Origin of the sequence: Winogradskyella undariae (assembly GCF_013285155.1) — a bacterium.
In the GTDB taxonomy this organism is placed as follows: domain Bacteria; phylum Bacteroidota; class Bacteroidia; order Flavobacteriales; family Flavobacteriaceae; genus Winogradskyella; species Winogradskyella undariae.
The window spans coordinates 348,866-367,562 of sequence record NZ_JABTEL010000003.1 but is presented as its reverse complement, the minus strand read 5'-3'; the positions used below and the strand labels follow the sequence as shown (position 1 = coordinate 367,562).

Here is an 18,697-nt window from a genome sequence, read left to right as displayed (position 1 = left end):
AAAGCGAATGGTGCTTTAGCAATTTCCTGATAAATCGTTTTGAATTTTTGGTTCGTTTTGTTTCAAGACAAAATGAACATTAACAATAAAGAAGAAAATGAGTAATACAAAAAATGAGGTTCCTACTTCCGCAGGAACTGGCGTAACACCAAGAGGAGCCTATCCACACGTAAAACAAGTAGGCGACTTCATCTTCGTATCAGGTACAAGTTCTAGACGTGCAGATAACACTATTGCAGGCGTTGATCTCATTGACGACATGGGAACAAAACGTTTAAATGCTTACACCCAAACCCAAGAAGTCATAAAAAACTTAGAAAAAAACTTAGCTAAAGTTGGAGCAACATTAAAAGACGTGGTTGATGTCACTTCATTTTTAGTCAATATGAACGACTTCGCTGATTATAACAAAGCCTACGGAGAATTCTTTAAAAAAGAAACAGGACCAACGAGAACAACGGTTGCTGTACACCAATTACCACATCCAGATTTGGTGGTTGAGATAAAGGTTATGGCTTATAAGAAACAATAACTGTCATTCCTGCGAAGGCAGGAATCTTATCATGCAATTCCTCAATCATTCCGCTTTTAGAAATAACAAAAGAACAGAATAAAACCGTAAAACCTTTGGCAACTATAAAAAACTACATCAACGGAGAATTTTCGCTTCCCATTGCTAATGAGTGGATCGACAACTATAATCCCGCTAACGGAGACATTTACGGACAAATTCCAAATTCAACAAAAGAAGACGTAGAAGAAGCATATAAAAGTGCCAAATCAGCCTTTAGGCTGTGGTCGCAAACCACATTAGAAGAACGCAGCAGAATTCTTATAAAAATTTCAGAATTACTAGAAGCGAACATAGACCGTTTTGCAGAAGCTGAAAGTAAAGACAATGGCAAACCGGTTCGTTTAGCAAAAGCAATTGACATTCCAAGAGCCGCAAGTAACTTTAGATTCTTCGGTAATGCCATCACACAATTTGCAAGTGAAAGTCACGAATCTATTGGGCAACAAGCTATAAATTACACCTTGCGTCAACCCATCGGTGTTGTAGGCTGTATTTCACCATGGAACCTTCCACTCTACTTATTTACTTGGAAAATTGCACCTGCACTAGCTGCAGGAAATTGTGTCGTTGCAAAACCAAGTGAAGTCACGCCAATGACAGCTTATTTGTTAGGCGAAATCTGTAATGAAGCTGGCCTACCCAAAGGTGTTTTAAATATTGTTCATGGTTTAGGAACCACCACAGGGCAAGCCATCATTGAACATCCAGATATTAAAGCCATAAGTTTTACTGGAGGCACAGCAACAGGAGCACATATTGCCCGAGTTGCTGCACCAATGTTTAAAAAATTATCTTTAGAATTAGGTGGAAAAAATCCAAATATCATTTTTGCAGATTGCGATTATGAAGATATGTTAACGACAACGGTTCGATCGTCATTTGCTAACCAAGGGCAGATTTGTTTATGTGGTAGCCGCATTTTTGTAGAAGCTTCTATTTATGAAAAATTCAAAACCGATTTTGTTAAAAAAGTAAACGCATTAAAAGTCGGTCATCCTTCACATGAAGACACCAATATTGGGGCTTTAGTTTCAAAATCTCATCTAGAAAAAGTAAAAACATACATAAACATCGCTAGAGAGGAAAAAGGAACGGTTTTATGTGGAGGCAATGAAGTGGTTGTTAAAGGTTTTGAAAACGGTTATTATTTAGAACCTACAGTCATCGAAGTTCCTAATGATGAATGTCGTGTTAACCAAGAAGAAATTTTTGGACCCGTAGTAACGATCATGCCATTTCACACAGAAGATGAGGTTTTAAAAATGGCTAATAAAGTTAAATACGGTTTATCTGCCACACTTTGGACGAATGATTTAAAACGCACCATGAAATTAAGCAACCAATTACAAGCCGGAATTATTTGGGTAAATACTTGGATGCTGCGAGATTTAAGAACCCCTTTTGGAGGCACAAAAGCTTCTGGTGTTGGCCGAGAAGGCGGATTTGAGGCCTTGCGCTTTTTTACGGAAGCTAAGAATGTTTGTATAAAGTATTAAAAAAGAACCAAGAGTATAGATAAAAGAAAATAGACTAACATAAGACCTCTATTTTCTTTATTCTTTTCTCTTTTATCTCATAAAAATGAATCTAGAATTAAACAATAAATACGCATTAGTTTGCGGAAGTACAGCAGGAATAGGAAAAGCAACAGCTATGGCGTTAGCTGCAGAAGGTGTTCAAGTAACTTTAGTCGCTAGGAATGAAGACAAACTGAAGGCAACGTTAGCTGAATTACCACAACAAAATCAGCATGATTACATTGTTGCAGATTTTTCAAATCCTGAAGATTTAAAAGCAAAAGTTTCTAATTATGTTATCGAAAATCATGGGTTTCATATTTTAGTAAATAACACTGGCGGACCGGCTGGTGGACCTATTTTTTCTGCGGAAGTCAATGAATTTGAATCGGCTTTTACGCAACATTTAAAATGCAATCATGTCTTAGCGCAAACTGTTGTTCCTTTTATGAAAAGTGAAGGTTATGGAAGAATAATCAATGTAATTTCTACTTCTGTAAAACAACCTTTAGACGGTTTAGGTGTTAGTAATACCATAAGAGGTGCGGTTGCAAGTTGGAGCAAAACTCTAGCAAATGAATTAGGGCAATTTGGCATTACTGTGAATAATGTTTTACCTGGTGCTACAGGAACAGATAGACTTGCTGAGATTATTAAAAATAAAGCAACAAAATCTGGTAAAACAGAAGAAGAATCTGCTAATGCTATGAAAAGTACAGTACCAGCCAAACGTTTTGCTAAACCAGAAGAACTTGCAGATGCCATTACGTTTTTAGCGAGTGAACGTGCTGCTTATATTAACGGAATTAACCTTCCTGTTGATGGCGGAAGAACAAAATCTTTGTAATCCTAAGATCTATCAGGTTTTAAAAACCTAACAAGTTTGTGTAGTAGAATTTCGATTTTTTATTACTAATTTTATTGCATTGATGAATCTGCGTTAAGGATTGCAACGGCATCCTTTTTTTGCTGCCATATATGGCAAAAAAAGATAGAGTGTAAAGCCTGACCCTTTTTAAGGGTAACGCCCAAAACATAAAATAATGAGCAAAATATATCCACCAATCAATTTTAAAAACTGGATTGACGAAAATCGTCATTTATTAAAACCACCTGTAGGGAATAAAGTGGTTTGGAAAGATGGAGACTATATTGTTATGGTTGTTGGAGGTCCTAACAGCAGAAAGGATTATCATTATAATGAGACACCAGAATTTTTTCATCAGATTGAGGGTGATATTATCCTAAAAATAATTGATGAAGGTGTGCCTAAAGATATTCATATTAAAGAGGGTGAAATTTTTCTTTTACCACCTAAAGTGCCGCATTCACCTCAGCGTGGTGCTAACACGGTCGGTTTAGTTATTGAATATCCTAGAGAAGAAGGTGTAAAAGATGCGTTATTATGGTTCTGTGAAAATTGCACCACAAAATTATATGAAGAGGACTTTACCGTAAAAAATATAGAGACGGATATGCCTAAAATTTTTGATCATTATTACAATGACAAGGAAAAACGCAGCTGTCCTAATTGTGGAGAAATAATGGAGCCACCTAAAAAAGTACAAATTGATGAGTAAACGCAAACTTAGAATAAACGGCCATTCACATCTACTTCCTTATCCTGAAGAAATCCCTCAGTTTATGAAAGATAAAGAAATCTTTTGGGTGGATAAGGACCGTAAGTTTATGCTTCAGAAAGATTGGAACCGTCCGATTACTGATTCTAGTTTTTTCTTGGATGAAAAGTTAGAATGGATGGAACGCAATAAGCTAGACCATGCTGTTGTGTTAAATTTATCGCAACTCTACGGAAATGGTTTAAGGGTTGAAGAAATGAAGCAAGCCTTACGTTTTCAGAATGATTTTAATGCCAAAATTCAACATAATCATCCTAGTAAATTCACTTGTGGTTTTGTGGTTCATCCGGGTTTTGTAAGAAGTGCTTGTTGGGAAATTGAGCGCTGTGTAGAAGTATTAGGTATGCAACTTTTGTGTTTACCTACACATTACATGGATTCTATTGGAACTTGGCGCTGTATTTTTGACGAAGAAAATGAACCCATTTTTGAAATGGCCAATAAGTATAATTTAGCGATTGAAATTCATCCTTACGATGGTGAGAAATTTATAAAACTTGAAAACACGTCTTGGCGTTTTCATTTAATTTGGATGTTAGCACAATGTGGAGATGCATATCATTTTTTAACGTTAAATGGTTACCAAGATAAATACCCAAATATGCGTACTTGTTTTGCTCATGGCGGACAATTAGCTCAGATTAACTTAGGGAGACGTATTCAAGGATTTGATGGACGCCCCGATTTATTTGAAGGCAAAAGTCATCCTAGAAAAGCGGTTGGTCATAAAAACATATTCTTTGATACACTAGTACATGATACTGGCGGATTAGAATTATTAATAAGAAATCAAGGTTCTAAACAGGTCATTATGGGCTTAGATGATCCTTATCCTTTGGGTGAAATGGAAAGTGAACAACAATCCTCTTATCCTGGTAAAATCATTGATTTAGCCATAGACAGAAAAATTATAACGGAAACTGAAGGTGATGCTATTTGGGAAGACAATGTTATTCAATGGCTTTGCGGAGATGATGAGGCTGCAAAACAAAAATTAGTTTCTCGTATTATGTCGTAACGATTTCTAATTGGTTTATTAGTTTTGCATTTAGGATTTCTAATACACACGAAGTTCAAAAAACGATAGACTAACGATATCTCTTTTAAATAAAAATATTCTATGTATTTCTTACCCGAAGCCTTAGACAATTATGTTGTAGAACATTCTGAGCAAGAGCCCGATTTATTGCAACAACTAACAAGAGAAACGTATCAAAAAATATTACAGCCTATTATGCTAAGCGGACCTTATCAAGGCCGTGTGTTAAGTATGATTTCTAAATTAATGCGACCTAAATCTATTTTAGAATTAGGAACATTTACCGGTTATGCGACTTTATGTTTAGCCGAAGGCTTACAAGAAGATGGTGAATTACACACTATAGATGTTAATGAAGAATTGGTAGATTTTCAGCGTAAATATTTTGACAAATCTAATTACGGGGCTCAAATTACGCAACATACAGGAAGTGCTATCGATATCATTCCGACGTTAGAGAAAACATTCGATTTAATATTTATTGATGCCGACAAACCTAATTACAGTAATTATTTCCACTTAATTATAGACAAATTAAACCCTGGGGGCATTATACTTTCTGATAATGTGTTATGGCACGGAAAAGTAGTAGAACCTGTTGGAGCAAAAGACATTTCTACACAGTCTATTTTAGATTACAATACGCTTTTAAAAAATGATGAGCGCATTGAAACGGTTGTATTACCTATTAGAGATGGCTTAACGATTAGTCGAAAATTATAACCACAACTATGAGTAAAATTGAAATAAGAACTGTAGATGTGGTAAAATACATCACACCTTTGCGAGAAGGTGGTTCGTTACCCGCAATTGTTGAGGCTAGTGATGGTTTTCTCTATGTTTTAAAATTTAGAGGTGCAGGACAAGGTAAAAAAGCATTAATCTCTGAGTTTATTGGAGGAGAATTAGCACGAGCTATTGGTTTAAAGGTTCCGGAGTTGGTCTTTATGAATTTAGACGATTCCTTTAGTAAAACCGAGCCAGATGAAGAGATTCAAGATTTATTAAAATTTAGTGTAGGTCTTAATTTAGGCTTACATTATCTAAGTAGTTCTATTACTTTTGACCCTTTAGTTTCTGTTGCAGATGCAATGACGTCTTCTAAAATAGTGCTTTTAGACAGTATTATTAGCAACATAGATCGCACTGTAAAAAACACCAATTTACTAAATTGGAATAAAGAATTATGGGTTATAGATAATGGTGCTAGTTTCTATTTTCATCATAATTGGAGTACTTGGAAAAATCACCTTACAAGAACATTTCCTTTGATTAAAGATCACGTTTTATTAGAACGTGCTTCGCTTTTAGATGAAGCTTCTAAGGCTATTATTTCAGCTTTAAATTCAGACACTATAGAAGATATTGTTTCTAAAATTCCTGAAGATTGGTTGATAAATGAATCTGACACATTATCATTAGATGAAATGCGAAATGCTTATATAGAATATCTAAATTCTAGACTTTCAAAAATTGATTTATTAGTTAAAGAAGCTAAAGATGCCAAATAAAGTTACTTTTGAATACGCTATAATTAGACTCGTACCAAGAGTGGAACGCGAAGAATTTTTTAATATTGGAGTTATTTTATTCTCAAAACGAAAAAAATATCTCGGTGTTAAATTTAACGTCAATGAAAATAAATTAAAGGCTTTTTCTTGTGAATTAGACTTAGATGCGATTAACAACTACTTAAAATCTTGGGAATTAATTTCTAAAGGAGAAGTTTCTGCTGGAAAAATTGGTCAATTTGAAATTTCAGATAGGTTTAGATGGTTAGCCGCTTCACGAAGTACCATTATACAAAGTTCTAAAACACATTCTGGTTTAACAGATGATCCTGAAAAAGAATTGAATTCTATTTTTAAAAATTATGTATTAGAAATATAATCGAATGATTATTTATCACGTTTTAACGATCCGGTAAAGTCTTCTAAATCATCCTTTACTTTTTTAATTTCGTCATTGATGTTTTTAGTTACATCTGTGTCTATAATATTATTTTCTCTTGCACTTTTTGTGACTTCATTCTTAATATCGTTGGTAGCATCTTTAATTTGACGCATTCCTTTACCTAAGCCACGTGCGATTTCTGGAAGTTTATCGGCACCAAAAACTAAGACTACAATAAATAGTACAAATACTATTTCTGTGCCTCCTATAAATAAAAATGTTAGTTGCTGTATCACGTTGCAAATATAAAGTGAGTTTGTGAATAATACGACTTCAAATAAAGAAATAAAAAAGCCGACTTCAAAAGAAGTCGGCTTAAAGTTATGTTATAATTATTAGTTTCTTACTTTTTCCTTAAACTTATCGAAATCACTTTCTTTAACTTCTTTTGGCCAAACGTTGTTAGATGTATCTACATCAGCTGTTTCTAAATCCGGATCCACCATAACCCCAACGATTTCTTTATTACTAGCTATAGCTTTGCTAACTTCTTTATCATTAAGTCTCCAAATTTGAGCAGGGTATGTTTCTCTTTTCTTTGTCCCATCGGCATAAGTGTACTCTACAATAAGCGGCATTACCAATCCTCCTGGCTTGTTAAAAGTCACTTCATAGAAAAACTTAGGAGTTTCATTCATTTCTTTTTGCTCTGCAGGTGTAAAGTTATCCATAATATATTCTTTTACCGTAGGTAAATTATCTATAGCAACTCCATTTTTAATACTCTCATCATAACCTTCAGATCCTTCTTCTATAAAATAAACTAAATCTTTAGGATCTATATTATTACGTTTTGCGATTCTATTTCCACTTTCGTTAGGCGTAGATGTTACAGCAAACTTTTTCACTTCTTTAATTCCTATATCGGTGTAGTCTGTACTATAAAACCAACCTCTCCAAAACCAATCTAAATCAACTGCAGATGCATCTTCCATAGTACGGAAAAAATCTTCTGGTGTTGGATGTTTAAACTTCCATCTATTAGCATACTCACTAAAAGAGTAATCAAATAAATCACGCCCCATGATAGTCTCTCTTAAAATATTTAATGCTGTTGCTGGTTTACTATAAGCATTATTACCAAATTGGTAAGTATTTAAACCTTTAGTCATAATAGGTGCAATGTAATCTTGATTACCGCCCATATATCTCACAATATTTTTAGCAGGCCCTCTTCTTGAAGGATATGCTTTATCATTTGGAGACAAAGCACCAGGATGCCATTCTCCAAAATCTTGTTCTGCAACATATTGCGTAAAAGTATTTAAACCTTCATCCATCCATGTCCATTGACGCTCATCGCTATTTATAATCATTGGAAACCAGTTGTGGCCAACTTCATGAATAATAACACTAATCATTCCGTATTTTGTTCTATCAGAATAGTTTCCTTTTTTATCTGGACGACCATAATTCCAACAAATCATTGGGTATTCCATACCTTGCTGTTTAGCATGAACAGAAATTGCTTTATGATAAGGATAATCGAAAGTCATTCTAGAATACGACTTTAATGTACTCGCAACTGCTTTAGTTGACCATTGCTCCCATAAAGGGTTTCCTTCTTTAGGATATAACGACACAGCCATTACATCTTTATCTCCTAATTTTACAGCCATCATATCCCATAAAAATTTACGAGAAGTTGAAAAACCAAAATCACGAACCATTTTAGCTGATAATTTCCAAGTTTTTTTCTTTTTACTTTTAGACTTTTCTGCTTTTTCAGCTTCATCTTGTGTAACGATCATTACAGGTTCGTCGTATGATTTCTTCGCTTTATTATAACGTTTCATCATGTCTTTTGTAAAGACCTCTTCTCTATTAGTTAAGACACCTGTTCCGTCTAAAATATGATCTGCAGGTACAGTTATATTTACATCAAAATTACCAAATGGTAACGCGAATTCATCACGTCCCCAAAACTGAGAATTTTGCCATCCTTCTACGTCATTATAAACAGCCATACGGGGGTAGAACTGTGCAATTACGTAGGCACGATTATCATTTTCCTCAAAATACTCGTAACCAGAACGTCCGCCATCCTTAACGTGATCATTTATATTGTACCACCATTTAATCTGAAAAGAAAATTGGTCTCCAGATTGCATAGGCTTAGGTAATTCTACACGCATCATTGTACGATTTATCATATGAGCTAAATCTTTACCTTTAACATCTTTTACCTCATCGATATGAAACCCTCCATCGAAAGATTCTTTTAAATATGATGTAACAGCATTAGAAGACGTAGTTACAGGACGTACAACAGAATTACTAATTAAAGGTGTTTTAGAATCTTTAGCACGCACATTCTGATCTAACTGTACCCAAAGGTATTTTAATTCGTCTGGAGAATTATTTGTATAGGTAATCGTTTCTTCACCATATAACTTGGCTTTGTCATCATCTATTTCGATGTCCATTTTATAATCAGCTTGCTGCTGATAGTATCCTGGACCTGGCGCACCCGATCCTGTTCTAAACATATTTGGAGTCGAAAACTCTTCATACAGTTGCTTAAATTTGTTCTGATTGGTGTGACCTTGCTCGCGTTCTGTAGTTACATCGTCTTGTGCAAAAGAGTTAAATGATGTAAACAGCATAGCACATAATAAGTACTTAAATAATTTCATAGTTGTAGTTAGTGTTATTAAATATGATGCCTAAAATAATAATTTATGATGGCTTTTAGCCTTTTCACTAAAAGTTTAACAAGCAAGTGTCATTTTCTGGCACGAGTAGAAAGCTCTTGTTTTTGTTTAGAAGTTTTAATCTAACAATATTCTGTTGACTTGGCAGAACATCAAATAATACTTGATTAGTGATTTCTATAGAATTCACTTTTGATACATTTTCTATTTCTAAATAACAGTACACAATATCATCTTTGTATTCTTTGCCTAAAAAATTAAAACTTACCCCACTCCCATTGACTTTAACTTTAAATTTATCCGTTAGATAGCGTTCTATATAGTCGTCCACCAACCTAGATTCATCTTCTACATCTAGTGTAATACTTTCGTCATAACGTTTACGTATTAAAGTTTCTAAATCGTTAATAAAAATTTGAGTTATAATTTGAAGTGATTGCTGTTCCTTTACGTATTCTACCTCTGTAACACTGACATAATATTCGTGTTTATGACTGTTACCTATTAAAACAGGAAAAATTAAAAAGGCAATTAAAAAATGTAGTAGCTTCATATTTATAGTGTGAATTCATTTTTTTAGCAAAAACACAGTCCAAAATTAATCTTTAATAACCGATATTCTATTTTGTAGATATAATTTTAATTTTGCTTGTAGAAATTCGATTAAAGCAAACTCATCTTCTTGTTTACATAAGCCTAAAAAGCGAGCATCCTCTTCACAATACAAAAAATACTCTGCTCGTATAGCTGGAGTTAAAGTATCATTTTCAAAAAGAAAAGATTCATAATCGCGTTTTAAACGCTGAATACATTCATCCCTATTATCTAGTTCTACTATGGCTTTTAATTTCTTTGTTCTTCCGCTAACAGTATTTAATAACTTAAAAAAATTAACATTAAACCCTAAACCAACTCCTCCCCAAGAACCACCATCAGCATCAAAAAGTTTACGTTCATTTTGAGTAAGTGGTTTCCCTGTGTAACCAGGAATTCCTAAATCGTAAAAATTGACTTCGGGTTTAATCTTTAAGTTTTCTAAATCGGACTCTAAACTTCCTGTAAAGATTTTACCGACTACAACTTCGTTTAGCGCGCTTACATTTTCTATTAGTTGCACCCTTAAATAGCCTGAATTTATAATTGAATCTGTAATGACAATTTCTTTTAATTGATATTGAACCCCTGAAATCATCAATGTATCTGAAACCTTTGCAGGAATTATAAAACTTCCATCCTCTTCTGAAATTGTATATTTCACTGCTGTTTTATTAAGTATATGAAGTCCTTCTACTTCATCATTAGCTATGAGCTGACCATTGATTTCTTTGGTTTGCGCCTGAAGGTTAAGACACAAAACAAATGTTAAAACAAGTATTCTTTTAATTACCTTCATCTAATTGAATTTTAAACATATTTAATTTTTCTAAAAGAAAATGAACTTTATTTATTTTATTTTCATCTTCACAAATCACACTAAACTGAATATCTTCTAAACAATATTGAAAAAATTCGTTTTTATGTTTTTCAGGAATTGAAATCGCTTCAAAAATAGTACTCGAGTACTCGGATTGTAAGAAAGAGATACAAGCTTCATTAGATTCCATCAAAACTCTTACTTTATATTCTTTTGTATCTCCATTAATTCTATTCAATATTTTATGAACATTTATAGACAACCCTATGCCATAATAATATACAAATTTACCATGGTCGGCATCATACAAACGTTGTTCGTTCTGTGTTGCGGGTAAATCTGTTGAGCCTGGAATTCCTAAATCGTAGAAATTAATATCTGGTTTAATATTTAAATTTTCTAAATCTGATTGTAAACTACCGGTTAAAATTTTACCGACAACAACTTCATTTAGTTCATTTACCTTTTCAATAAGCAATACATTAAATTGACCTAAATTTATATTTGAAAGAGAAATAACAATCTCTTGTTTTTGATATTTTACACCTGAAACAATAATGGTATCGGATACTTTTGCAGGAATCACAAAACTTCCATCCTCATTAGATATCGTGTATTTTAAACCTGTTTTGTTAAGGATATGAAGTCCTTCGACCTCATCACTAGCTATGATTTGACCATTTAAGTCACTTCGTTGCGCATTAATAAAACCAGTAATTAAACAAATAATGATTAAAACAGGTTTACTCTTTTGCATTATTTTCTTTTAAGAATGCTTTACTCAATTGAGAAACACGCTCTAAAAGTTGCATTTCTTTACCCTCTTCAAATAATACCTCATCTACACCTTCTTTTTCTACAAAGTCTGTAAATGCTTCAACTTGCTCTAAAGGAATATCAAAATTATTATGAATATAATTTACACTATAGGTATCTAAAGCTTGTTTAAAAGGAGTAAGTTCTTCTAATTTTCCTTTTTTAGATTTTGGTTTTTTAGTATCTAAATCGACAACTTGTTTTAATAAAAAGCCTGCTACATTAACCAAATCTAACATATTACCAACGTACGGATTGTACTCATTAAACGCCAAATTATCAGCTTCTGTCTTATAATCTGCAGAAAAATCAAAATCTTCAATATGGTCTAAGCCGAAATAGACATCATCTAAATTAACGTTGTAAGTTCTTACATTTTCTAAATCCGCATACAAATTCCCAGTAAGATCAAAGGGTAATAATACAACTTCATCTAATTTATTAATCTCTTCAACAAGGATTACAGTAAGCTTTTTAGACAAAATAACTTTATCTGTTATGGTGACTTTAAAATCCTGAAACTGCAGCGCTCCAATTTCAATAACATCATTAATAGCAACCTCTATTACAAAATTTCCATCTGCATCTGTATAAGTTCCTTTATTAGATGAAGAGTTAAAAACAGCTACTCCTTCCTTTTCATCGGTAGACACCACTATTCTACCATTTACAGTAATTCTTTCAATATCTTGGCTATAAATGGTTAATGTAAAAATTCCGAATAATAAGAGTAGTGTTTTTTTCATAATCTAATTCTTTTAATAAATTTCGGTTTTATTCTTGACTTACCATAGTAATTGAATAGTAAATATTTGTTAAATGATAAAACTGTTCTTTAAAAAAGTTTGATTTCCTTTGCAATATTAAAGACCTAAAAACATAAATTTTGAAATCAATTATAATCGCAAGCACTTCTACTATTCATGGTAGTGGCTATTTAGAATATTTATTAGAAGAACTTAAAATTCATTTTAAAGCTACGGATACTATTTTATTTATTCCGTATGCTAGACCAGGTGGAATATCTCATGACGAATACACAAATACAGCCACTAAAGCTTTTGCCAAAATAGATAAAACAATAAAAGGTATTCACGAATTTGAAAATGCAGAAGAAGCTATAAAAAATGCAAAAGGTATTTTTGTAGGTGGTGGTAATACTTTTGTTTTAGTCTCTCAACTCTATAAAAACAATGCATTATTAGCTATTAAAGATGCTGTTAAAAATGGCACTCCATATTTAGGCACAAGTGCTGGAAGTAATATTTGTGGCTTAACGATGCATACCACTAATGATATGCCAATAGTATATCCTCCTAGCTTTAAAACTTTAGGATTAGTGCCTTTTAATATTAACCCACATTACTTGGATCCGATTGAAGGAAGCACACATATGGGAGAAACCAGAGAAACTCGGATTAAAGAGTTTCATGCTTACAACAGCCAACCTGTTATTGGAATTAGAGAAGGGAGTTGGATTGAGGTCAAAGATAAAAAATTAACATTAAAAGGAACTTTAAAAGCTCGCGTTTTCGAATACAATAAAACTCCTTATGAAATAGCAACAAATTCTGACTTAGAATTTTTAAAATAAGCTAACCAAAATTGCGGAAACTAATTATGCTCAAAGAATTAAACATTACAAAATTAGCTTTTGAAGCAATTACAGAAGTTTCCAGAAAAGAAGAATTGACAGAATATTATAAATCACTTATTCTTGAAGCTGAAGAAAATGTGGATTATGGATATTTAGACGAAGCATTGATAAAATTTAATGAAATCATTGATTTTTTTCCGAAAATTGAACTAGCAAAATTATTAAAAGCTCTTATTTTGATTATGCAGAAAAAACATCATCAATCTAATAAAACTATTGAAAATATTAATATAGCTGATTTAGATGTTTTTGAAATTTCTTATTTTTATTTAATTAGAGGTTGTAACTATTTTTATACGAGAAACTATCAAGAATCGCTTAAAAATTCTAAAAAAGCTATTGATTATAATAAAAGGTTTTATATCGCATTCTTAATTCGAGGATTTGCAAATGCGGAATTAGGAAATCACAAACAAGCAATATGTGATTTTAAAAAAGCCCTAAAAGAAAATTTTCAGAAAGACGCTATTAAAGCTAATTTAGCATATAGCTATTTGCATAATAAAAATACGTTTAGAGCATATTTAATTTATAGAAGAGTAGCTAAGAAATTTAATGATAATTGGAAAGTTCAATACAATGCTGGATTATCGTGTTTCAGATTAAAAAAATTTAATCAAGCAATAATTTTTTTAAATAAAACAGAAGAATTAAATCCTAAATTTAGCGGAACTTATATTACTAGAGGCTATATTTTTTTGAGACAAGGTCTAAAGTATAAAACAAAGGAAGATTGGGATAAAGCGAAAAATTTAGGCGAAAATAAAAAAGTTGAAATTTTAATGAAACGCTATTATTCAAAATACTAACTATGATTAACTCAAGACGTATATAATTTATTACCTGCTTATTTCCTACTTTTATAAGCCCTATTGAATTTTCGATTCTTTTTTACTTATCTACTTAATTATTTGTCCACATAATAAATATTTTAGATTTTCTTCAAAAAATGATAACCTAAAACTTGAAACCCTTCATTATAATAAAATTTATGTGAAGGGTAATTTTGCACATAAGTATTTAATTCAATGGAATTACAACCTTTTTCTTTTACATAGGTATTAACCCAAGCCATAAATTGTTTTCCTAAACCATTTCCTCTATGCTCAGATTGAATATACACATGATCTAACTCTACAGATTTCCCCATATAGTGACGTGTACAGAACCACATACCTGCAACCCCAATTACGTCTTCATCAATTGTAATAACAGCACATTCGTAATTCTGATCTTTCATTTCGTTAAAACGAGATTTCAGAATATCTAAACTTATTTTAGCATTATTAAGTTCATAAACTAAAGGGACAATCTTTTCTAATTCTTCGTTTGAAAGAATTTTAAACTGATAATTCATAAGTTATAAATAAAGGGATAAAAGTAAATCATTTTTACTCCTCTTTATCACTACTAGCTTGTTGTCGATGTTAAAATATTTATAAAATACAAAAAGCACCCAGTGGGTGCTTTTTAAACTAACTAACTTAAATGTTTATCTACTTCTAGACATTTTTATTTTTGAATCGCATAAGAAACAATTCTGCTTCTTTAGCGTTAGATTTTTTAGCATAATTTAAAGCTGTATAACCCATATCACAAGGTTTATGAATCTCTGAACCTGCTGTAATTAATACTTTAATAATTTCTACACGATTATATTTTGCAGCATAATGGATTGGCATTAAACCGTTAGACTTTTCATTAACATCTACCCCTGATTTAATCAGCTTATTTACTTCTTCTAAATTACCTTTTGCAACAGCTTTACACAAAGCAGCTATATCTCCTTTTTTATCAATAACTTCATTTTTATCTAAAGGTTTAATTTCATTAAATGCATTTAAATTTGAAACTGAAAAACCTATTGCTAAGGTCAATACGACTAGTAATTTTCTCATGATGAAAGTTTTTATTAATTAATTTATTTTTTAACTATACTAAATAGACGATAAAATACTGAAAGTGTTACAGTAAGGCTTAATTTACAACAATTATTTAACACTATGAAAATTAATTTGTTAACATTCTATAAAATTTTAAACAAAAGGTTACCAACAAGTTACAAAAACTTAAAATAACTTTAATATGTTAAATTTTTTCTTGTTACAGATTTGTAATAGCGTTGTAAGTGTTATCTTTGAGGAACAAATTTTATACAAATGAACAAGAAGGTTATTTTAATGATTTTAGACGGTTGGGGAAAATCACCTGATCCTAAAGTTTCGGCTATTGACAATGCACAAACTCCATTTATTGACTCGTTATACACGAAGTATCCAAGTGCAAGTTTAAGGACAGACGGTTTACATGTTGGTTTACCTGAAGGACAAATGGGAAACAGTGAAGTTGGACACATGAATTTGGGTGCAGGTAGAATTGTATACCAAGATTTAGTAAAAATTAATCTTGCTGTTGAAAATAAAACACTCCGAGAAGAAGCTGTTTTAAAATCAGCTTTTGAATACGCAAAAACTAACAATAAAAATGTACACTTATTAGGTTTAGTTAGTAATGGTGGTGTACACTCTCATATTAAACACCTTTACGGATTACTAGATGCTACTAATGATTATGGTTTAGAAAATGTATTTGTACATGCCTTTACGGATGGTAGAGATGTAGATCCTAAATCTGGAGCTGGTTTTATTACTGACTTAGAAAAACATTTAGAAAACAATTCTGCAAAAGTAGCAACTGTAACAGGTCGTTATTATGCAATGGATAGAGATAAACGTTGGGAACGTGTAAAATTAGCTTATGATGCTTTAGTACATGCTGAAGGAGATAAAACTCAAAACATCGTACAGTCTATTAAAGATAATTACGAAAATGACGTTACTGATGAGTTTATTAAACCTCTAATCGCTACAGACGCTAACAACCAACCTCTTACTACAATTAAAGATGATGATGTTGTTATATTCTTTAATTTTAGAACAGATCGTGGACGTCAGTTAACAGAAGTGTTAACTCAAAGTGATTTTCATGAATTTAATATGCATAAGTTAAATCTTCACTATGTAACTTTAACTAATTACGACGATAAATACAAAGGTATCAACGTTGTTTTCAATAAAGATAATTTAAAAGAAACATTAGGTGAGATTTTAGAAAAACACAACAAAAAACAAATACGTATTGCTGAAACTGAAAAGTATCCTCACGTAACATTTTTCTTTTCAGGTGGACAAGAAAAACCTTTTGAAGGTGAAACTAGAATCCTAAGAAACTCTCCAAAAGTTGCGACTTACGATTTAATGCCTGAAATGAGCGCTTACGAATTAAGAGACGCTTTAGTACCAGAGTTAGAAAAAGGTGACGTAGATTTTGTTTGTCTTAATTTTGCAAATGGAGATATGGTTGGCCATACTGGTGTTATGGAAGCTGCTATCCAAGCCTGTGAACATGTTGACAAATGTGTAACTGATGTTGTAACTACTGCTTTAGAAAATGGTTATACTACGCTATTAATTGCTGATCACGGAAACTGTGAAACAATGATAAACCCTGATGGTTCTCCAAATACAGCTCACACAACAAACCCAGTACCTATTATTTTAATCGATAAAGATTTAAAAGAAATAAAAGATGGTGTTTTAGGTGATGTAGCTCCAACTATTTTAAAATTATTAGATGTACCTCAACCAAAAGCAATGACAAGACATAGTCTTATATAATTTTTATTATATTGTAACTTTGCATTTGAATTAATAAACAGCATGAATTTTCAGAATAGATTAATAATAGCCGTAGATTTTGATGGCACCATAGTAGATGATGCCTATCCTAAGATTGGTAAAACACGCATATTTGCATTTGAAACTTTAAAACGTCTTCAAGAAGATGGTCATAGACTAATTCTTTGGACCTACAGATGTGGTGTTAAATTAGAGGAAGCGGTAGTTTTTTGCAAGGAAAACGGCATAGAGTTCTATGCCGTTAACGCTAGTTTTCCTGAAGAAATATTTGATGACAGCAGAAGTCGGAAAATTCATGCTGATTTATTTATTGATGATAGAAATATAGGGGGAATTCTAGGTTGGGGAGAAGTTTATCAACTTATCACCAACGAAGAACCCAAAATCACAACTCCCCCAAAAAAATGGTGGCATCTTTAAGTATCACTACTTTTTAATCATATCATAGTAAGCTCTATCAATAGATTCTCTATGATCTGGATGCGCTATTTCAACTAATGCTTTAGCTCTTTTCTCAATTGTTTTACCAAATAAATTAGCAATTCCATATTCTGTAACCACATAGTGTACGTGTGCTCTAGATGTTACAACTCCTGCGCCTTGTTTTAATACAGGCACAATTCTACTTATTCCACTTTTTGTCGCTGATGGTAACGCAATAATTGCTTTACCGCCTTTACTCAATGATGCTCCTCTTATAAAATCTACTTGTCCTCCAACTCCTGAGTACATATTAGACCCTATAGAATCTGCACAAACTTGCCCTGTTAAATCAATCTCAATTGCTGAATTAATAGCGACCATCTTAGGGTTTTGCTTAATATATGAAGTGTTATTTGTATAATTAGACGCCCTCATTTCTACAAATGGATTATCATCTACATAATCGTATAAACGCTTAGAACCGATTAAAAATGTAGACAATGCACGCCCTCTATTTATCTTTTTATAATTTCCTGTTATAACATTATTAGTAATTAAATCTATTACTCCATCTGAAAACATTTCAGTATGAAGTCCTAAATCTTTATGATTTGTTAAGCGTGTTAAAACAGCATTTGGAATAGAACCAATACCCATTTGCAAAGTACTTCTATCTTCAATTAAACTCGCAACATTATTACCTATAATATTTTCAATAGCACTTGGCTCTGCCATATGATGTTCTGGAAGTGGCTCATCTACCTCAACAAAATAATCTATTTCCGAAACATGAATAATACCTGCTCCATGAGTTCTTGGCATTTGCGGATTAACCTGAGCAATCACAGTCTTAGCATTATCTACTGCTGCCAATACTGCTTCTACAGAAACACCTAATGAACAATAACCATGACGATCGGGAACAGAAACATGTATCAATACGACATCTAAATCTAAAACACGTTCTTGAAAAAGTCGTGGTAATTCACTTAAAAAAACTGGAGTATAAGAACCATTACCTGCTTTTAAGGTATGTCTTACATTTTTTCCTATAAAAAAAGAATTCACATGAAAACTATCTCTTAATGCCGGATCAGCATAAGGCGCTACACCTTCTGTATGTAAATGGCACACTTCTACATTTCTAAGTTCCTCATGTCTTGCGGACAATGCTTTAACTAACGTCTGCGGAGCTGCTGCTGCTGCTTGAATATAAACACGATCATTAGACTTTACAACTTTTAAGGCTTCTTCTGCGGTAACGGTTTTGTACATAATAAATCTATTTTATAGCACAAATTTAGAATACAAA

General features: G+C 32.3%; 21 protein-coding genes. 12 read left to right on the top strand and 9 right to left on the bottom strand.

What is annotated here, in order from left to right; translation table 11 throughout:
* The first annotated feature begins 97 nt into the window (after nt 1–97).
* From HSX10_RS06080 to HSX10_RS06045, 8 genes are all read left to right on the top strand, one after another.
* A complete protein-coding gene (locus HSX10_RS06080) occupies nt 98–532 on the top strand; it encodes a RidA family protein (RefSeq protein WP_173587311.1) in 435 nt (144 codons plus the stop codon).
* Nucleotides 533–627: 95 nt separating this feature from the next.
* Nucleotides 628–2,070 carry an aldehyde dehydrogenase gene (locus tag HSX10_RS06075; RefSeq protein ID WP_173587310.1) on the top strand — a complete coding sequence of 481 codons (1,443 nt, stop codon included), beginning with the start codon at nt 628–630 and terminating at the stop codon, nt 2,068–2,070.
* An 85-nt stretch (nt 2,071–2,155) separates the two neighbouring features.
* Complete coding sequence (locus tag HSX10_RS06070) at nt 2,156–2,938, top strand: SDR family oxidoreductase (RefSeq protein ID WP_173587309.1); 783 nt, start codon at nt 2,156–2,158, stop codon at nt 2,936–2,938.
* Nucleotides 2,939–3,134: 196 nt separating this feature from the next.
* Nucleotides 3,135–3,671 carry a 3-hydroxyanthranilate 3,4-dioxygenase gene (locus HSX10_RS06065; protein WP_173587308.1) on the top strand — a complete coding sequence of 179 codons (537 nt, stop codon included), beginning with the start codon at nt 3,135–3,137 and terminating at the stop codon, nt 3,669–3,671.
* Nucleotides 3,664–4,749 carry an amidohydrolase family protein gene (locus HSX10_RS06060; protein WP_173587307.1) on the top strand — a complete coding sequence of 362 codons (1,086 nt, stop codon included), beginning with the start codon at nt 3,664–3,666 and terminating at the stop codon, nt 4,747–4,749. Before HSX10_RS06065 ends, HSX10_RS06060 begins: the two co-directional genes overlap by 8 nt.
* A gap of 102 nt (nt 4,750–4,851) precedes the next feature.
* The gene (locus HSX10_RS06055) at nt 4,852–5,493 is read left to right on the top strand and encodes an O-methyltransferase (protein WP_173587306.1); all 642 of its coding nucleotides are present in this window, start codon (nt 4,852–4,854) and stop codon (nt 5,491–5,493) included.
* 8 nt (nt 5,494–5,501) lie between these two features.
* Complete coding sequence (locus tag HSX10_RS06050; RefSeq protein ID WP_173587305.1) at nt 5,502–6,281, top strand: HipA family kinase; 780 nt, start codon at nt 5,502–5,504, stop codon at nt 6,279–6,281.
* Nucleotides 6,271–6,660, top strand: a complete 390-nt coding sequence (locus HSX10_RS06045) for a DUF3037 domain-containing protein (RefSeq protein WP_173587304.1) — start codon at nt 6,271–6,273, stop codon at nt 6,658–6,660. Before HSX10_RS06050 ends, HSX10_RS06045 begins: the two co-directional genes overlap by 11 nt.
* A gap of 8 nt (nt 6,661–6,668) precedes the next feature.
* Here HSX10_RS06045 and HSX10_RS06040 read toward each other — a convergent pair whose 3' ends face one another.
* The 6 genes from HSX10_RS06040 to HSX10_RS06015 form a co-directional block, all read right to left on the bottom strand.
* The gene (locus HSX10_RS06040; protein ID WP_173587303.1) at nt 6,669–6,959 is read right to left on the bottom strand and encodes a Sec-independent protein translocase subunit TatA/TatB; all 291 of its coding nucleotides are present in this window, start codon (nt 6,957–6,959) and stop codon (nt 6,669–6,671) included.
* A gap of 99 nt (nt 6,960–7,058) precedes the next feature.
* Nucleotides 7,059–9,359, bottom strand: coding sequence for a M1 family metallopeptidase (locus HSX10_RS06035; RefSeq protein ID WP_173587302.1), 2,301 nt, complete (start codon nt 9,357–9,359; stop codon nt 7,059–7,061).
* A gap of 67 nt (nt 9,360–9,426) precedes the next feature.
* Nucleotides 9,427–9,930, bottom strand: coding sequence for a DUF6702 family protein (locus HSX10_RS06030; RefSeq protein ID WP_173587301.1), 504 nt, complete (start codon nt 9,928–9,930; stop codon nt 9,427–9,429).
* 45 nt (nt 9,931–9,975) lie between these two features.
* The gene (locus HSX10_RS06025; RefSeq protein ID WP_173587300.1) at nt 9,976–10,770 is read right to left on the bottom strand and encodes a peptidase associated/transthyretin-like domain-containing protein; all 795 of its coding nucleotides are present in this window, start codon (nt 10,768–10,770) and stop codon (nt 9,976–9,978) included.
* On the bottom strand, nt 10,757–11,548 hold the full coding sequence (locus tag HSX10_RS06020) for a carboxypeptidase-like regulatory domain-containing protein (RefSeq protein WP_173587299.1): 792 nt from the start codon (nt 11,546–11,548) through the stop codon (nt 10,757–10,759). The genes HSX10_RS06025 and HSX10_RS06020 overlap by 14 nt, the downstream gene beginning before the upstream one ends.
* Nucleotides 11,535–12,353 carry a peptidase associated/transthyretin-like domain-containing protein gene (locus HSX10_RS06015; protein WP_173587298.1) on the bottom strand — a complete coding sequence of 273 codons (819 nt, stop codon included), beginning with the start codon at nt 12,351–12,353 and terminating at the stop codon, nt 11,535–11,537. Before HSX10_RS06015 ends, HSX10_RS06020 begins: the two co-directional genes overlap by 14 nt.
* A gap of 140 nt (nt 12,354–12,493) precedes the next feature.
* Here HSX10_RS06015 and pepE point away from each other — a divergent pair, with 140 nt between their 5' ends.
* Together pepE and HSX10_RS06005 are read left to right on the top strand one after the other, a co-directional pair.
* A complete protein-coding gene (gene pepE, locus HSX10_RS06010; RefSeq protein WP_173587297.1) occupies nt 12,494–13,201 on the top strand; it encodes a dipeptidase PepE in 708 nt (235 codons plus the stop codon).
* A 26-nt stretch (nt 13,202–13,227) separates the two neighbouring features.
* A complete protein-coding gene (locus tag HSX10_RS06005) occupies nt 13,228–14,073 on the top strand; it encodes a tetratricopeptide repeat protein (RefSeq protein ID WP_173587296.1) in 846 nt (281 codons plus the stop codon).
* Between the two features lie 122 nt (nt 14,074–14,195).
* Here the strand turns inward: HSX10_RS06005 and HSX10_RS06000 are convergent, their stop codons facing one another.
* A complete protein-coding gene (locus tag HSX10_RS06000) occupies nt 14,196–14,621 on the bottom strand; it encodes a GNAT family N-acetyltransferase (RefSeq protein ID WP_173587295.1) in 426 nt (141 codons plus the stop codon).
* Between the two features lie 145 nt (nt 14,622–14,766).
* Nucleotides 14,767–15,162, bottom strand: coding sequence for an ankyrin repeat domain-containing protein (locus HSX10_RS05995; RefSeq protein WP_173587294.1), 396 nt, complete (start codon nt 15,160–15,162; stop codon nt 14,767–14,769).
* A gap of 261 nt (nt 15,163–15,423) precedes the next feature.
* Between HSX10_RS05995 and gpmI the strand changes: the two genes are divergently transcribed.
* Together gpmI and HSX10_RS05985 are read left to right on the top strand one after the other, a co-directional pair.
* The gene (gene gpmI / locus HSX10_RS05990) at nt 15,424–16,941 is read left to right on the top strand and encodes a 2,3-bisphosphoglycerate-independent phosphoglycerate mutase (protein ID WP_173587293.1); all 1,518 of its coding nucleotides are present in this window, start codon (nt 15,424–15,426) and stop codon (nt 16,939–16,941) included.
* A gap of 42 nt (nt 16,942–16,983) precedes the next feature.
* Nucleotides 16,984–17,382, top strand: coding sequence for a BT0820 family HAD-type phosphatase (locus tag HSX10_RS05985; protein ID WP_173587292.1), 399 nt, complete (start codon nt 16,984–16,986; stop codon nt 17,380–17,382).
* A gap of 6 nt (nt 17,383–17,388) precedes the next feature.
* On the opposite strand, the gene HSX10_RS05980 is transcribed toward HSX10_RS05985, so the two are convergent.
* A complete protein-coding gene (locus tag HSX10_RS05980; RefSeq protein ID WP_173587291.1) occupies nt 17,389–18,660 on the bottom strand; it encodes an acetyl-CoA hydrolase/transferase family protein in 1,272 nt (423 codons plus the stop codon).
* Between the last annotated feature and the right edge of the window lie 37 nt (nt 18,661–18,697).

What these genes read in the sequence shown, in the direction of transcription:
- gpmI (WP_173587293.1), top strand. Translation starts at nt 15,424, where the DNA reads ATGAACAAGAAGGTTATTTTAATGATTTTAGACGGTTGGGGAAAATCA.
- HSX10_RS06015 (WP_173587298.1), bottom strand. Translation starts at nt 12,353, where the DNA reads ATGAAAAAAACACTACTCTTATTATTCGGAATTTTTACATTAACCATT.
- HSX10_RS06065 (WP_173587308.1), top strand. Translation starts at nt 3,135, where the DNA reads ATGAGCAAAATATATCCACCAATCAATTTTAAAAACTGGATTGACGAA.
- HSX10_RS06025 (WP_173587300.1), bottom strand. Translation starts at nt 10,770, where the DNA reads ATGAAGGTAATTAAAAGAATACTTGTTTTAACATTTGTTTTGTGTCTT.
- HSX10_RS06005 (WP_173587296.1), top strand. Translation starts at nt 13,228, where the DNA reads ATGCTCAAAGAATTAAACATTACAAAATTAGCTTTTGAAGCAATTACA.
- HSX10_RS06000 (WP_173587295.1), bottom strand. Translation starts at nt 14,621, where the DNA reads ATGAATTATCAGTTTAAAATTCTTTCAAACGAAGAATTAGAAAAGATT.
- HSX10_RS05985 (WP_173587292.1), top strand. Translation starts at nt 16,984, where the DNA reads ATGAATTTTCAGAATAGATTAATAATAGCCGTAGATTTTGATGGCACC.
- HSX10_RS06030 (WP_173587301.1), bottom strand. Translation starts at nt 9,930, where the DNA reads ATGAAGCTACTACATTTTTTAATTGCCTTTTTAATTTTTCCTGTTTTA.
- HSX10_RS06045 (WP_173587304.1), top strand. Translation starts at nt 6,271, where the DNA reads ATGCCAAATAAAGTTACTTTTGAATACGCTATAATTAGACTCGTACCA.
- HSX10_RS05995 (WP_173587294.1), bottom strand. Translation starts at nt 15,162, where the DNA reads ATGAGAAAATTACTAGTCGTATTGACCTTAGCAATAGGTTTTTCAGTT.
- HSX10_RS06055 (WP_173587306.1), top strand. Translation starts at nt 4,852, where the DNA reads ATGTATTTCTTACCCGAAGCCTTAGACAATTATGTTGTAGAACATTCT.
- HSX10_RS06060 (WP_173587307.1), top strand. Translation starts at nt 3,664, where the DNA reads ATGAGTAAACGCAAACTTAGAATAAACGGCCATTCACATCTACTTCCT.
- HSX10_RS06020 (WP_173587299.1), bottom strand. Translation starts at nt 11,548, where the DNA reads ATGCAAAAGAGTAAACCTGTTTTAATCATTATTTGTTTAATTACTGGT.
- HSX10_RS05980 (WP_173587291.1), bottom strand. Translation starts at nt 18,660, where the DNA reads ATGTACAAAACCGTTACCGCAGAAGAAGCCTTAAAAGTTGTAAAGTCT.
- HSX10_RS06035 (WP_173587302.1), bottom strand. Translation starts at nt 9,359, where the DNA reads ATGAAATTATTTAAGTACTTATTATGTGCTATGCTGTTTACATCATTT.
- HSX10_RS06080 (WP_173587311.1), top strand. Translation starts at nt 98, where the DNA reads ATGAGTAATACAAAAAATGAGGTTCCTACTTCCGCAGGAACTGGCGTA.
- HSX10_RS06070 (WP_173587309.1), top strand. Translation starts at nt 2,156, where the DNA reads ATGAATCTAGAATTAAACAATAAATACGCATTAGTTTGCGGAAGTACA.
- HSX10_RS06050 (WP_173587305.1), top strand. Translation starts at nt 5,502, where the DNA reads ATGAGTAAAATTGAAATAAGAACTGTAGATGTGGTAAAATACATCACA.